Raw genomic sequence first — 13668 nt, 5'->3', positions numbered from 1 at the left:
AAATCCACATTGTGTACGCCTGCCTGCCACGCTTCAATACAGGCATGCACGAATCACTCTCTTTCCTTCTTCTGATCGGCGTCACCTTCCTGGTAGCGGGCATGGTCAAAGGCATTACCGGCATGGGACTGCCCACGGTCGCCATGAGCTTGCTGGGTCTGGTGATGTCACCCGCCTCGGCCGCCGCCTTGCTGGTGCTGCCTTCTTTCATCACCAATGTCTGGCAATGCTTTGCCGGGCCGTCCATGCTGGCTTTGCTGCGCAGACTCTGGTCCATGATGCTGACCATTGTGCTGGGCACGCTCTGGGGCTCAACGCTGCTGGCCAATACCTCGCCACAGCTATCGGGCATGGCCTTGGGTATCGCGTTGCTGGTGTATGCAAGCTATGCGCTTATCGCCCCCGCCCTGACCGTGTCGCCCCGCTTCGAGCCCTGGCTTTCACCCTTGATTGGCCTGGTGACCGGCGTGGTGACCGGCATTACCGGCGTTTTTGTGATGCCAGCCGTACCTTATCTGCAAGCCCTGAATCTGGATAAAGACGAGCTGGTGCAGGCTTTGGGGCTGTCCTTCACCATCTCCACCATCGCGCTGGCTGGCGGTCTGTTCATGCACGATGTGTTCAAGCTGAACCAGCTGGGTATGTCCACCTTGGTGATTGTTCCGGCTCTACTGGGTATGTTGCTGGGGCAAAAGATCCGCGTGCGCATCAGCCCGCGCCGCTTCAAACAATGCTTGCTGCTGTTTCTGGCCGTCTTGGGTCTGCAACTGATTATTCGACCTTTTATTTAAGGCTGACCGCAGCATGACCGTCTCCATTTACGACGTAAATCCACCGGGGCAAGCGCTTTTACGCTAAGCCACGAGACTTGCACACTATGTATTGATCCGCCAAGATCCCCCTCAAGGCCAGTACCACTTTCTCAAATCGCCTAGTAGCTACTGGAGCCACCATGCCAAGCTCATCTCGCCACTTACCCGTACTGGGATATCTGCAACGCCAACTGGATGGCACGCTAACGGAGGGTGAGCACACACATATGCGTTACCCCACCGCAATCTCCCGGCTGCTGAACTTTCGTATTACCGCTATAGATGACGCCAGCGCCACGCTGGAGCTGGATGCAGACGCTGCCTTGCATGGCAACCAGCAGGGCACCGTACATGGGGGCCTCTTGTGCGAGCTGGCCGATGCCGCCATCGGCACGGCCCATTCCACCTTGATGCAGGAAGGCGAGAGCTTTACCAGCATTGATCTGAAAGCCACCTTTCTGCGGCCAGTCTGGCAAGAACGGCTGCAAGCCCGTGCCTGGGCCACGCATCGCGGGCGCAGCATCAGCCATTACCGCTGTGAAATCCAGCGCGAAGACGGCAAGATGATTGCGACAGTGGAAAGCGCTGTCATGACCTTGAAAGGGGATCGGGCACAGGGGCGATAAAGTTCATGCTGCCAACTTCTTCAAGCCTCAACCACAGCATCAAAATTCAGACAGGCTATTTTAAACTTAAATAAAACAACAAAACGGCTATCTACCTATAAATAAAGAGTATTCTGAAAACTACAATCGCCGATCAGGGATAGCCCCCATGCCCGCCCAGCCGCGCAACTTTTACACTAGGCGCTGGTCACGCGCATCCTTATGCTCTGGAACAAGGGGTTCCCAATGCCGGCAGAAAATGGCTTGGATCTGTCGGTGTTGTACCGTCATCCAGTCTTTCATTCCCACAGCGCCGAGCTGTCTCATCAGCCACTTAGTCGGGCCATTTCCCGGCACGCCCTGCATTGGGGTCGCGGGCGCATCAACACCAGCCTGTACCGCCGCGATATAGACCAGATCAGCCTGATGCGACTAGGCTATGGTGCCGAAGTGGAAATCCAGGCCGATGCTTTCGGCGACTTCTGTCTGGTGCAAATGCCTTTGGAAGGCACGGCCGAATTCATCAGCGATGGGCATCACAAACTAACGGCCTATCCCGGCGATATTGCGGTGGTATCTCCCCGCCATAATGTGCGCACCTTGTGGCAGGCCGGCTGCGAACAGCTGATCGTGAAAATCCCCTACAGCCTGTTTGACGGTGTGGGCCATCAGACTCTGGCTCAAGAAGGCATGACCCGAGGCTGCGTCTACAAGCTGGACCCCTGTATGGGCCCGCAATGGACCAACCTCATCCAGCACCTGCTTCTGCTACCGACGCAACATAGCGACCGTCCAGCCAACTGGACGCAGCATATTGAAAGCAGCCTGGCCTTGTTCCTGCTGTGTCATCCTGCCGATGAACAAGCCGTGCAGACTCTGGTGGATGAGTCCATGGGAGCGGCGGCCCGAGCAGGGCAGATGCGTCTGCTCCAAGCTAAAAACTATGTATTGGCGCATTTGCACAGCAACATCTCACTGGATGATCTGGCGCAGGCAGCGGGTGTGAGTCCCCGCTTCCTGCATCTGCTGTGCCGTCGTCACTACAAACAGTCCCCCATGAGCTGGGTACGCAATCTGCGTCTGGACGCCGCGCATCAAGTGCTGCAAAGCCGACCCCGCCCCAACGTCACTGAGGTGGCACTGGCGCATGGCTTTGGGCATCTAGGGCGGTTTTCTGCCTACTACCAGCAACGCTTCAAGGAGCTGCCCCATCAAACGGGGCAGACACGGCACACAAGCATCAAACAGTCTTAGATGAACATGGACTTGTTGATGGGCAGATTGTGCTTCTTACAGTAGCTGGTGTAGTGATCGATCATCCAGAACACATCAATGATTTCCAGAATGTTGTCGTTCTTGTCCAGGAACTCGATGGGCGTGCCCAGGTGAAACAGGGTTTCCATGCCTTCGTCGGACACCAGGGTGTGAGTGCGTCCGGGGCTTTCGTGGATGTAATGACCGGCACGGGCCACCCAATCGTATTCCTCGTAGCGCAGGCTGCCGGACAGAATGTAGCCGGTCACCACAGCGCGGTGGCGATGACGCCCCAAAGAACCGCCCTTGTCAGCGCGCATGATGTGCACCGAGGTGTTGTTGCGAATATCAAAGCTCAAGTGGCGCAGCCAAATATTGGGTCCGAAGGGAATCCAGGGGGAGGTTTCTTCAGACGTATCGAAGTGGCCTTCAACCAAAGCGTATTCGTCGCGTACCTTGTCGATACGCTTTTCGATCTCGATATAGGGTGGGGTGCTGTTTTGAGTCATGACTTGTCTCTCTCATAGAAATAAAAGCCGCTGTGTTTCCCACACAGTCGGATGCCAATCCCCCCGGATTGACCTGATTTCATTCTATGAAGCCATTTGGTACCGAACTATCCAGCTTTGGCACAACGTAGCGGCGCACTATCCAGTTCTGGCACTCCCGTTCCGATCGCTTTATTTGACCCCGAAAAAGACCGGCGACGAACTCCTGACACAGTTCATGCCCATGCCATTTGGCAGCTCATTTTTTCACATTCAACAATACTGATTTTCATAAGCAAATCAAAAGAGTAAGGACGCTTATCGACCATAAACACATGAGCGAATTGTCTTTCGTGGCCGCGACGATCAGGCATGTAATACAAGGCATTGACTCGCACAGGTGCCCCCGTTTTCTGGCGGCACCTTGTTCTGATTTCACTGCAAGGAATTGCCATGAGCCGCCCTCTGAAAACCGTTATTGTGAATGGAAGCCTGCACCGTCCCTCCCGCACGCAAGTGCTGCTGGATGCGCTGCGCGACACACTGAACGACCAACTGGCACTGGACGTGCAAAACATCGAGCTGGTCAACCTGCTGCCCGAACTGGGTGCGGCCCTGTCCACCGATGCCTTGCCCGCCCATGCGCATCAAGCCATTAAGGCCATTGAGCAAGCCGACTTTCTGATCGTGGGCTCGCCCATCTTTCGCGCGGGCATTCCGGGCCTGCTCAAGCACCTGTTCGATCTGGTCGACCTGAATGCCCTGAACGGCACGCCTGTGCTGCTGGCCGCCACGGGCGGCAGCCAACGCCATGCCCTGGTCATCGAACATCAGCTGCGTCCCCTGTTCAGCTTCTTCCAGTCTCTGACCTTGCCTATCGGGGTCTATGCCACGCCTGAAGAGATTCAGGATGGCGAAGTCAACAGCGCCGCCCTGCAACAGCACATTCAGCGCACGGTTGATCTGGCCGTGCCGGTACTGCACAGTATTCAAGCGCGTTTGCCACTGCAAAGCACTGTTCTGGAGGCCCAGGCAGCATGAGCCAAATCACCTCCACCACACCCGATATTTTCTGGTTTCTGCCCACTTCGGGCGACACCCGTTATCTGGGCAAATCCGACTTTGGCCGCGCGCCCACCAACGAGTATCTGCGCAGCATTGCCGTCACCAGCGAGAACCTGGGTTATGACGGCTTGCTAATTCCTACCGGCGCCTCCTGCCTGGATCCCTGGGTGGTGGCGGCCAGCCTGGTTCCTGTTACCCAGCGCATCAAGCTGCTGGTGGCGCTACGCACCTCCTTGGGCGCTCCCGTCTCCAGCGCACGTCAGGCAGCGTCCCTGGACCAGGCCCTGCATGGCCGTTTGCTGCTGAATGTGGTGCCTGGCGGCGACGCCACCGAACTGGCGGCCGAAGGCGTATTTCTGGACCATGACTCCCGCTACGAATACGCCAATGAGTATCTGACGATCTGGCGTCAATTGCTCTCTGGCGACACCGTGAATTTTCAGGGCAAGCATTTCAAGGTGGAGAATGGCCGCAACTTCTTCCCGCCTGTGCAAAAGCCCTATCCGCCCTTGTACTTTGGCGGCTCCTCAGACGCCGCCCATGAACTGGCTGCCGAGCATGTCGATGCCTACCTGACCTGGGGCGAACCACCGGCTGCGGTGGGCAAGAAATTTGAGGACATCCGCCGCCGTGCCGCCGCCCGTGGCCGCAAATTAAGGCTGGGTGTACGCCTGCACGTGATCGTGCGCGAAACCAATGAGGAAGCCTGGGCCGAGGCGGATCGCCTGATCAGCAAATTGACGGACGAGGACATTGCCAAGGCGCAGGCCAACTACGCCAGCATGGACTCGGTAGGCCAGAAACGCATGGCCGCCTTGCATGGTGGCCGTCGTGATCAGCTGGAAGTCTCGCCCAATCTGTGGGCAGGCGTAGGACTGGTACGCGGCGGAGCAGGCACCGCCCTGGTGGGCGATGCCCAGACCGTGGCCCAGCGCTTGCAGGAATACATAGACCTGGGCGCGGACTCCTTCGTGCTCTCGGGCTATCCGCATCTGGAAGAATCCATCCGCTTTGCCGAGCTGGTATTTCCACTTCTGGGCAAACGCGCCGTCACCGTCAGTGATCGCGCCCAGACCGGCGGCGCCTTTGACGCGCGCGGTGTTCAAAACCAGCAACTATCTTCTGCATCATGAGCCAAAAAATAATCGATCTGCGCTGCCGCCCTGCCTTTCTGCACAAGTTTTTCGGGGCCGAACCTGGTACGCCAGAACATGCCACTGCTCGTTGGCTGAACCGCCGCGTAGGCACTCGTGGCAGCGATACCCATTTTGAAAAGTCGCTGAGTCAGGAAGGCTTTCTGAAAGAAGTGCGCCAGGCTGGGCTGAGCAAAGCGGTCGTCGTAGGCCGCCACACGCCATCGCAACACTTGCCCAACGACACCATTCACCAGATCGTGCATGGACACGAAGAATTGCTGGGCATTGCCGGTATAGATCCGGCCCTGCAAGGCGAGCAAAAGGCCCTGGCCGAGGCGGAACGCGCCATCAAGGAGCTGGGTTTGTCGGGCATTGATATCGAGCCGGGTTTTGGTGTGCCGGCACGTCACCCCGATGATCCGATTTACTGGCCCGTTTACGAGCTGGCGCGGCACCTGAAAGTACCCGTCTTTTTGATGAGCGGCCCCACCACGCCGGACCCGCGCTACAACGACCCGGCTGGACTGGCCAAAGTGGCCAAAGCCTTTCCAGATCTGCCTTTAGTGGTCTATCACGGCTATTGGCCCAATGTGCAGCAGGCCATAGGCCTGGCCTTTCTGCACGAGAACGTACATCTGGTGCCGGATATGTACATTTTCCAGCCAGGTCATGAGGGCTATGTGCAGGCAGCCAACAGCTTTCTGTCCGAGCAATTGCTGTTTGGCTCGTCCTACACCTTCCGCCCGATTCGCCAGAGTATTGAGGACTTCCAGCAGCTGGGTTTCAAGGATGCAATTCTGGACAAGCTGTTCTATGGCAATGCGGCCAGGCTGTTTCAGCTGCCCAGGTAAGGTGAGGCCGGTGGCCTGACTCATTAAATACAAGCGTCAGGTGTACAACAGAATGCACACCAAAGGGGCGAGACAATCGCCCCTCTTTGATGATGCCCCTTGGAGCCTATCGACATCCCCGCCCCAAAACACCCCAAGGTGGCACTAGCGATAGCGCCACAGTCTGTTTGTCTGTCATCAATCCCCCAATCTCCGAGCGTACCCAGCAAAAGGGCACGAATAATTCGTGCCCTTTGTGTTTCCAAGAGGCGGGGCCGCATCGGCTCAACTCTCCTTGGTCCCCACATGCCAGTAATACACGGGCTCGGCCTCGTTCAGCAAAATATCCCCCACCGAACGGGCCTTGTAGATCACCGGATTATGCGAAGCCAGGGCACGCGCATTACGCCAATGTCTATCCAGGCGGCGGGACTCCTCCAGGGCCGTAGAGCCACCCACATCGAATAGACGTGTGGCCGCCCGCAGGACGGGTTCCACCACGGCTACTTGTGCCTGTGCGGTGCGTAGCTCCAGAGCATCCAAAGTTTCGCGGGGAACTTCCACACCCGCTTGCCGCTGGTCCGCAATACTTTGCAAATGCGCGGCCACATCGCGCACCGCCAGCTGGGCCATATAGGCCGTGCTGGCCAGCTCTCCCACAATATGCTGCACCAAAGGATCATCCTTGGGCAGCGCGGCACTACCATGGCTAAAGACACGCTTGCGCGCCTGCACATAGGCCACTGCATCACGCTGCAAGGCTTGGGCGATACCCGCCAAGGTCGCCAAATGCACCAGCTGAAAATAAGCCACCAACGGTGTGGGTTCCTGACGCGGAAAACGGATGATGGCGCTCTCGGGCACACGCACATCCGTCAGCACCGTCGTGCCAGATCCCGTCAGCCTTTGTCCAAAGCCATGCCAGTCATCCAGACGCTCCACACCCTCCTGGTCGGTGGCAACCACGGCATGTACCGTTTCATCTTCCTGCCCCGTTCCTGTGCTGCGGGCCACCACCGTGACCCAATCCGCGTACAAGGTGCCCGTGCTGTAGAACTTGCGGCCATTCAGACGCCATTGACCGGCCTGCTCTGGATCGGGCTCCAGCGTGGTTTGCAACTGACCTACAGCGCCTAAACCAGTCTCGGTTGTGGCATTACCAAAAATCGCCCCTTGGCCTGCCAATGGCAGCCACTGCGCTTGCGTAGCCTCATCCCGATCAATCAACAATCGGTCGATGAAACCGAAATGAGGGCGCAGAATTTGGGCGACGTTTGAGTCGGCCGCAGCCAGCTCCTGAAAAAGCTCAAAGAACACCGGGATGGAGACACCACTGCCCCCCCATTGAGGTGGCACGCGCAAAGCCGTAAAGCCGCTGTCTTTCAGCCAAAGGATGGGTGCGTAAGCCAGGGTACGGGTGTGCTCGCGCTCCGCAGCGGTATCGGCAATGCGCTGAAAGAGGGCGCCGAAACGGGCACGCAAGCCGCCCAGATCGGAAGCTCGTGCACTTGCTGGCGCAGCCCTTTCTGGCCCAGTCCGGCGTGGCGCAACATCAGAGGTAAAAACGGCAGTGTCAGTAATCATGATGTGCAGCCCTCAAGGAACCTGCGTAATGGAGGTATGACCCGCCGTCTTCCACGGCAAGGCATACAGCTTCTTGTCTCCCGCAAAAGACGCGTCGATCTGCGCGGCCACGGCAGGGGAGTTTTGATAAAGATCCACAAACTGGCGTATGCGCGGATCATCTCTATGGCTGCTTCTAGCCACAAAGCGAATCGCGTAGTACAGGTCATCTACCGTGGAATACTGCAAGGCCTTGCTGGCCAGCTCGGCCTGCCCGGCGTTCACAAAATGGGCTGGATAGCCTTGGACCAAGGGCAGGTCATCCGCTGCGCGCACCAATTGCGGCCCTTCGACTTCCACAATGCGCAGCTTTCTGGGGTTGGCCGTCACATCATGAATCGAGGCACGTGCCTCCACACCCTCTTTCAGCTGAATCAGGCCAGCCGTCTGCAAAAGCAGCAGGCCACGCGCCTGATTCACCGGGTCGCTCGCCACCCCAACAGAAGCGCCTTCGGGCAGCGCATCCAAGGACGAATACTGCTTGGAATACAAGCCAATATTGGGCAATAAACCATAAGCCACGCTTTCAATGGCATAGCCACCTTCCTTGACGGCATTGTCCAAAAAAGCCTGATGCTGGAAGTAGTTCAGATCCAGGTCCCCGGAGGCCAAGGCGGTATTGGGCATGGTCCAGTCGGTGAACTCAATGACTTCCACTTCCAGTCCAATCTGCTTGGCTTCCTTGGCCGCCACGGCAACTGAATCGGCCAAAGAGCCGGGCGTGACGCCGATTTTCAATGCAGCAGCAGACACATGGCCCGCAAGGCCCAAAGCTGCCAAGGCAAACACGGCACGAATAGAAAAACGGGCAAACAACATGATCCTGACCTTATAAAAGGGGTCGTCAAAAATGATCCAACGCAGCAGATACTGGCTCTTTCTCGCCCTAATCAGCTTGCCTGCAAGGCAGAGGTAGCCGCCTCATCCGATCCCGCCTCCGGGGTCGAACCGGGCACCAAATGCCGCCACTGCGCGGCAGGGTGCGTGGCAGATACCCGATCTCCTTGTCCAAACAATTGCTGGCGCAGGGTTCCACCTTCATAAGCCGTGCGATAGCGGCCCCGGTTTTGCAGCTCGGGCACGATGTAGCTCGCAAAGTCCTCCCAGGTTTCAGGCACAACGATGCGGGTCAGGTTGAAGCCGTCGATCTCGCCTTCATCAATCCAGGTAGTTAGTGCATCTGCCACTTGCTGTGGATCGCCCACAATGGTTTTGTAGCGGCTACCCAGCGTGAATTGCTCCAGCAGCTTGCGGCGCGTCGTCCAGCCTTGTTTCTGGGCTGCGGCCGCTGCGGATTGAATCGCGTTGTTGGGGCCAAAGCTGATTGGTTCGTCCAGGTCATACTGGGCAAAGTCCACGCCAGTACTGGCCGCAAAATGCGCCAGGCCGCCCTCGGAACTGGCGTGGGCCAAATAGTCGGCATATTTTTCTTTAGCCTCGGCTTCTGTCGCGCCCGTGACGACCGCCACGCCCGCATAAATCTTCAGGTCCTGCGCTCGCCGTCCCGCATTGACCGCTGCCTGACGCAACTTGCGGGACGAGTCCCTGGCCGCTTCCGGATCCCGCGCACCGATGAAAACCCCTTCAGCATGTTGCCCGGCAAACTGCAGCCCCCGCGCCGAGGTGCCTGCCTGGAACAGCAGAGGCGTGCGCTGAGGAGAGGGCGCACTCATATGAATTGCATTACTGCGATAAAACGGCCCTTCGTGATGCACGGTATGCACTTTTTCGGGCAGGGCATGAATGCGACGCTGCTTATCGGCAATCAGCGCGCCATCTTCCCAACTACCTTCCCACAGCTTGTAGGCCAACTGCAGAAAGTCCTCGGCCCGGTCATAGCGGCTGTCGTGTGCATCCAGACCATCCTGCCCCAAACCCCGCGCTCCGCTATCCACATAACCCGTCACGATGTTCCAGCCTATGCGGCCATTGCTTAGCTGATCCAGCGTGCTGACATCGCGTGCGAAGGTGTAGGGGTGATGCGCCGCCACTGACGCCGTCAGGCCAAAGCCAATATGCTGCGTGACGGCTGCCATGGCCGAGACCAGCAGCCAGGGGTTGTTCACCGGTAGTTGAATACCCTCGCGCAGCGTCAAGTCCACACCTTGCTGGTAGACGTCGTAATAGCCAACTACATCAGCCAGAAAAATGCCGTCGAACAAGCCTTTTTCCAGCGTTTGGGCCAGATCCGTCCAGTACTTCAGAGTGTGATACTGCGTGGATTGATCACGCGGATGCGTCCACAAACCATGGTGGATGTGGCCGACGCAATTCATGTTGAAAGCGTTGATATGGATGTGTTTCTTGGGCTGCGTCATGGGGCATTCTCCTTGCTTAATGCGGCAACCAGGTCAGCCGATACAGCTTTTTCTCGCCCTGGTAGAACTGATCGATTGCCTCGCGCACCGCGGGCGATGTTTTGTAGACCTCCAGGAACTGGGCAATGCGCGGGTCTTCCGTCCTGTCGCTACGGGCCACAAACTGAATCGCCCAGGAATCGTCCTCGTAACTGGTCAAGGACAAGGCTTTCGTAGCATCAAAGGCTTTGGAGGCCAGGATGAAATACGGAAAGCCCTGAGCCAGATCCACGTCCTGCGTGGCACGTGCCAATTGCGGGCCTTCCACTTCCACAAACTTCAAGTTTTTGGGATTGGAAGCAATGTCATCCGGAGTACCCAGCAAGCCGGTTTCGGGGCGCAGCGTGATCAAACCCGCATGCTGCAACAGACGCAGCCCACGGCCTACGTTGACGGCGTCACTGGCAATCGCCACTTTTGCACCATCGGGTAAATCAGCCAGGGTGGCGTGCTTGAGGGAATACAGACCCAGGTAGGACAAAATGCCCGGCTGCACGCTGACCAGTTTGAAGCCCTTGTCGCGCACCGCATTGGCCAGGTAATTACTGTTCTGGTAGTAGTTCAGATCAATATCGCCCGCATCCAGCGCCACATTCGGCGTGGCCCAATCGGTAAATTCGATCACCTGCACATCTACACCCTGCTTCTTGGCTTCCTGCGCGGCAACAGCCACCGAGTCCGCAAAAATTCCGGGCACAACACCGATTTTCAAAGGAGCTGCGGTCGCTGTGCTACTCAGCAAGGCGGCGGTAGAAACGAGGCTTAGTGCCGTCAGTTTTTTCAAAATTTTCGAGATAGTCATCAATCAAAATCCAGATAAAAGAGAAAGGCTCGTGGCCTGGAACACAGGCCATATCGAAGCGTATGTATGCCTTGCTAAAACATATTTATTAGCTCGCCTTGAGCCATGTGGAGCATCTGTCCTGCATCCTTGCAGCCATACCCAAACACAGCTTTCCAGGTGGTATCACAAAGCACCATGACGCGGCGGACGCACGCCATTCAGGGCGTAGTTGCCAATGGCGTGATACTTCCAGCGCACCGGGTCATGCAGGGTATGGACGCGGGCATTGCGCCAGTAGCGATCCAGACCATGCTGGGCTTGCGTAGCGCTGGTGCCTCCCAGTTCAAACAGCTTGCTACCTGCCAGCACACTGGCGCTGGTAGCCAGGGCTTTGGCCTGCGCAACGGCAATGGATGCCTGAGCCACGCTGTCCTCATCCGGGGCTTGCTGAGCGGTATCCACAAAGCGGGCAGCGCGGGCCAGCAGCGCTTGCGCGGCACGCAGGCGCACATGCACATTGCCCACTTCCTGCAATAGCAAAGGGTCCTGTGCGGCGCTGTCCACGCCTGCGGCAATCCAGGGGCGGCTGTGCTCGCGGATGAAAGGCAAGGTGGCCTCGAAAGCCCCTTGGCCTATGCCCAAATCCAGTGCTGCATGGATGATCTGGGCATAAGGGCCAATAGTGGTCGGGCGTTCGAAGGAATCCGTAAACGGCACGACCCATTGCGGCTGCACAGGAACACGTGTGAATTCCACCGAGCCACTGCCTGTGACACGTTGGCCAAAGCCGTCCCAGTCGTCTGTCAGCGTGACGCCTGCAGCCCCACGCGGTACAAAAACCAGATACAGGCGGCCGTCATCAGGCGAGGTTGTCAGCGTGGGAATCCAGTGTGCAAACAGCGAGCCCGTGCAATAGAATTTGCGGCCATCCACAAACCAGCCATCCGGCTCTTTCAACAATTGCGTGCGACGTACAAAGTCCTTCTTGCCGATCTCTGCCAATGCATTGCCAAAGCGTTTGCCTTGCAGCACCTGATCGTAGAAAAAGGCTTTTTGCTCGTGCGTCGCCCCCACGCGCAACACTTCCAGCGCGTAATAGTGGTTTTGCGGAATATGGCCAAAGTTGCCATCAGCCTGGGCGATGCGCTGCACGACACGGGTAAGCACATCGGTGGAAACGCCCGCGCCCCCGTATTCTTTAGGGACCGTAATGCCCCACAAACCACTTTGACTGAATTGCTCCACCTCGCGATGCGGCAAGATACGGTCGCGATCACGCTCCAGCGCATGTTGGGCAATGAATTGTGCAAACTGCTCGGCGGCTTGCAGCGCTTCGGCCTCGGACTGGATGATGTGTACGGATGTAGAAAGCTGTGTTGTCATGGCCTCAATTCCATTGGTGATAAGACGGCGAGGCGCCATTGAGCAGATAATTGCCCAGCAAGTGATATTTCCAACGCACCGGATCATGCAAGGTGTGCACGCGGGCATTACGCCAATGACGGTCCAGGTTATGAGCCGCACGGGTGGACGATGAACCGGCCAAGGCAAAGAGCTGTTCGCTGGCATTCAGGGCCGCTTCCGTCGTCAGGATTTTGGCCTCGGCAACGGCTACAGAAGCACGGGCGCTGCTGTCTGCATCCACGGGCTTGGCGGCCAATTCATCCAGCAAACGCGCTGCCTCCAGCAAGACTTCCTGAGCAGCATCCACCTCAATCTGCAAGGCCCCGACTTCCTGAATGATATGAGGGTCCTGCGTGGCACTGGCCACACCCGAATCGGTCCAGGGGCGCGCACGATTGCGGACAAATTCCAGTGCATCCTGCAAGGCCCCCTGAGCGATACCGGCATCAATACTGGCCTGAATCAATTGGGAAATCGGGCCCGACAAGGAAGGCTTGTCCGCAAAGCGCCAGCTTTCCAGCACATGGTCCTCCTCGACCAGAACCTGATCGAACACCACACTGCCACTGGCGGTTGTACGCTGCCCAAAAGCATTCCAGTCATCAATCACCTGCACACCAGGCGCATCGCGGCGTACCCAGACTTGCACGCCACGGCCTTGCTCATCCGCAGCCCGGAAAGGAATCCAATGCGCGAACAAGGCGCCGGTTGAATAAAAGCGTGTACCGCTGACACGCAAACAGCCATCCGCTGCCCGAGCAAGATGGGCAGTGATGTCGGTAATCACCGCTGCCTTGCCCTTTTTCTCCGGCCCACCATTACCTAAACGTGCGCCTTGCAGCACCGCCTTGAACCAACGCTGCTTTTGAGATTCGGTCCCGGTATCTTTCAGGTTCTGGATCAGCGCGAAATGGTTTTGCGGGATCTGACCCAGGGAAGGATCAGCCGCGCTGATGATGGCAAACACCTGCACCAGCGTTTCGTTGGAAGCTTCCAGACCGCCATAGGCTTTGGGGATAGTGATGGCACCCAGGCCACTGGCGGTATAGCGCTCTATCTCGTCCCAGGGAAGCTGGCGCAGGCGGTCGCGCTCGGCAGCGGTTTGAGCAAATTCAGTGGCCAATTGCCGAGCAATGGCGAGGGCTTCGGCCTCGCTGCCAATCGCATGAGGCTGTTGGGGGGGCAAGGGCAGACGCGGCTTTGCAGATGCTTCGGGCAAAGCTCCGCCCTGAGTAATCCGATCATTCATACGGCACTCTTTTCAATGACTAAAAACGGTAGGAATAGACGCAGCTTCCAGCACCTGCGTC

At 57.7% G+C, this 13668-nt stretch carries 13 protein-coding genes; 6 read left to right on the top strand and 7 right to left on the bottom strand.

The features are described 5' to 3' along the window. Positions 1 to 44: 44 nt before the first annotated feature. The 3 genes from U2949_RS12055 to U2949_RS12045 all read left to right on the top strand — a co-directional run bounded on the left by U2949_RS12055 (position 45) and on the right by U2949_RS12045 (position 2671). Positions 45 to 791: a sulfite exporter TauE/SafE family protein gene (locus tag U2949_RS12055; RefSeq protein WP_321287968.1), complete on the top strand. Its 747-nt coding sequence runs from the start codon at positions 45 to 47 to the stop codon at positions 789 to 791. A gap of 161 nt (positions 792 to 952) precedes the next feature. Next, complete coding sequence (locus U2949_RS12050) at positions 953 to 1438, top strand: PaaI family thioesterase (protein ID WP_035274885.1); 486 nt, start codon at positions 953 to 955, stop codon at positions 1436 to 1438. Positions 1439 to 1663: 225 nt separating this feature from the next. Beyond that, positions 1664 to 2671 (top strand): AraC family transcriptional regulator, encoded by a 1008-nt coding sequence (locus U2949_RS12045; RefSeq protein WP_321287966.1) that lies wholly within the window; start codon positions 1664 to 1666, stop codon positions 2669 to 2671. Here the strand turns inward: U2949_RS12045 and U2949_RS12040 are convergent. Further along, positions 2668 to 3180, bottom strand: a complete 513-nt coding sequence (locus U2949_RS12040) for a 2,4'-dihydroxyacetophenone dioxygenase family protein (RefSeq protein WP_321287964.1) — start codon at positions 3178 to 3180, stop codon at positions 2668 to 2670. The genes U2949_RS12045 and U2949_RS12040 overlap by 4 nt on opposite strands. A gap of 432 nt (positions 3181 to 3612) precedes the next feature. Here U2949_RS12040 and msuE point away from each other — a divergent pair, with 432 nt between their 5' ends. From msuE to U2949_RS12025, 3 genes are read left to right on the top strand one after another with little or no spacing between them, the layout of a single operon-like run. Further along, positions 3613 to 4200 (top strand): FMN reductase, encoded by a 588-nt coding sequence (gene msuE, locus U2949_RS12035; RefSeq protein ID WP_321287962.1) that lies wholly within the window; start codon positions 3613 to 3615, stop codon positions 4198 to 4200. Next, on the top strand, positions 4197 to 5357 hold the full coding sequence (ssuD, locus tag U2949_RS12030; RefSeq protein WP_045930529.1) for an FMNH2-dependent alkanesulfonate monooxygenase: 1161 nt from the start codon (positions 4197 to 4199) through the stop codon (positions 5355 to 5357). Before msuE ends, ssuD begins: the two co-directional genes overlap by 4 nt. Beyond that, positions 5354 to 6211, top strand: a complete 858-nt coding sequence (locus U2949_RS12025) for an amidohydrolase family protein (protein ID WP_321287960.1) — start codon at positions 5354 to 5356, stop codon at positions 6209 to 6211. Before ssuD ends, U2949_RS12025 begins: the two co-directional genes overlap by 4 nt. 264 nt (positions 6212 to 6475) lie before the next feature. Here the strand turns inward: U2949_RS12025 and U2949_RS12020 are convergent, their stop codons facing one another. The 6 genes from U2949_RS12020 to U2949_RS11995 form a co-directional block, all read right to left on the bottom strand. After that, positions 6476 to 7774: an acyl-CoA dehydrogenase family protein gene (locus U2949_RS12020; protein ID WP_257723346.1), complete on the bottom strand. Its 1299-nt coding sequence runs from the start codon at positions 7772 to 7774 to the stop codon at positions 6476 to 6478. Between the two features lie 12 nt (positions 7775 to 7786). After that, entirely contained in the window at positions 7787 to 8632 is an 846-nt protein-coding gene (locus tag U2949_RS12015; RefSeq protein WP_321287956.1) for a MetQ/NlpA family ABC transporter substrate-binding protein, read from the bottom strand. A gap of 71 nt (positions 8633 to 8703) precedes the next feature. After that, positions 8704 to 10131 carry an LLM class flavin-dependent oxidoreductase gene (locus tag U2949_RS12010; RefSeq protein ID WP_321287954.1) on the bottom strand — a complete coding sequence of 476 codons (1428 nt, stop codon included), beginning with the start codon at positions 10129 to 10131 and terminating at the stop codon, positions 8704 to 8706. A gap of 16 nt (positions 10132 to 10147) precedes the next feature. Then, positions 10148 to 10972: a MetQ/NlpA family ABC transporter substrate-binding protein gene (locus U2949_RS12005; protein WP_257723343.1), complete on the bottom strand. Its 825-nt coding sequence runs from the start codon at positions 10970 to 10972 to the stop codon at positions 10148 to 10150. Positions 10973 to 11137: 165 nt separating this feature from the next. Continuing rightward, the gene (locus U2949_RS12000; protein WP_321287951.1) at positions 11138 to 12337 is read right to left on the bottom strand and encodes an SfnB family sulfur acquisition oxidoreductase; all 1200 of its coding nucleotides are present in this window, start codon (positions 12335 to 12337) and stop codon (positions 11138 to 11140) included. Between the two features lie 4 nt (positions 12338 to 12341). After that, positions 12342 to 13607 (bottom strand): SfnB family sulfur acquisition oxidoreductase, encoded by a 1266-nt coding sequence (locus U2949_RS11995; RefSeq protein ID WP_321287949.1) that lies wholly within the window; start codon positions 13605 to 13607, stop codon positions 12342 to 12344. Between the last annotated feature and the right edge of the window lie 61 nt (positions 13608 to 13668).

Origin of the sequence: Alcaligenes phenolicus, from assembly GCF_032063905.1 — a bacterium.
Classification (GTDB): Bacteria; Pseudomonadota; Gammaproteobacteria; order Burkholderiales; family Burkholderiaceae_B; genus Alcaligenes; species Alcaligenes phenolicus.
The sequence above is the reverse complement of the archived record's forward strand: the minus strand, read 5'-3'. Positions and strand labels throughout refer to the sequence as shown.

What these genes read in the sequence shown, in the direction of transcription:
- U2949_RS12010 (WP_321287954.1), bottom strand. Translation starts at nt 10,131, where the DNA reads ATGACGCAGCCCAAGAAACACATCCATATCAACGCTTTCAACATGAAT.
- U2949_RS12050 (WP_035274885.1), top strand. Translation starts at nt 953, where the DNA reads ATGCCAAGCTCATCTCGCCACTTACCCGTACTGGGATATCTGCAACGC.
- U2949_RS12040 (WP_321287964.1), bottom strand. Translation starts at nt 3,180, where the DNA reads ATGACTCAAAACAGCACCCCACCCTATATCGAGATCGAAAAGCGTATC.
- U2949_RS12020 (WP_257723346.1), bottom strand. Translation starts at nt 7,774, where the DNA reads ATGATTACTGACACTGCCGTTTTTACCTCTGATGTTGCGCCACGCCGG.
- U2949_RS12000 (WP_321287951.1), bottom strand. Translation starts at nt 12,337, where the DNA reads ATGACAACACAGCTTTCTACATCCGTACACATCATCCAGTCCGAGGCC.
- U2949_RS12005 (WP_257723343.1), bottom strand. Translation starts at nt 10,972, where the DNA reads ATGACTATCTCGAAAATTTTGAAAAAACTGACGGCACTAAGCCTCGTT.
- U2949_RS11995 (WP_321287949.1), bottom strand. Translation starts at nt 13,607, where the DNA reads ATGAATGATCGGATTACTCAGGGCGGAGCTTTGCCCGAAGCATCTGCA.
- U2949_RS12045 (WP_321287966.1), top strand. Translation starts at nt 1,664, where the DNA reads ATGCCGGCAGAAAATGGCTTGGATCTGTCGGTGTTGTACCGTCATCCA.
- msuE (WP_321287962.1), top strand. Translation starts at nt 3,613, where the DNA reads ATGAGCCGCCCTCTGAAAACCGTTATTGTGAATGGAAGCCTGCACCGT.
- ssuD (WP_045930529.1), top strand. Translation starts at nt 4,197, where the DNA reads ATGAGCCAAATCACCTCCACCACACCCGATATTTTCTGGTTTCTGCCC.
- U2949_RS12055 (WP_321287968.1), top strand. Translation starts at nt 45, where the DNA reads ATGCACGAATCACTCTCTTTCCTTCTTCTGATCGGCGTCACCTTCCTG.
- U2949_RS12015 (WP_321287956.1), bottom strand. Translation starts at nt 8,632, where the DNA reads ATGTTGTTTGCCCGTTTTTCTATTCGTGCCGTGTTTGCCTTGGCAGCT.
- U2949_RS12025 (WP_321287960.1), top strand. Translation starts at nt 5,354, where the DNA reads ATGAGCCAAAAAATAATCGATCTGCGCTGCCGCCCTGCCTTTCTGCAC.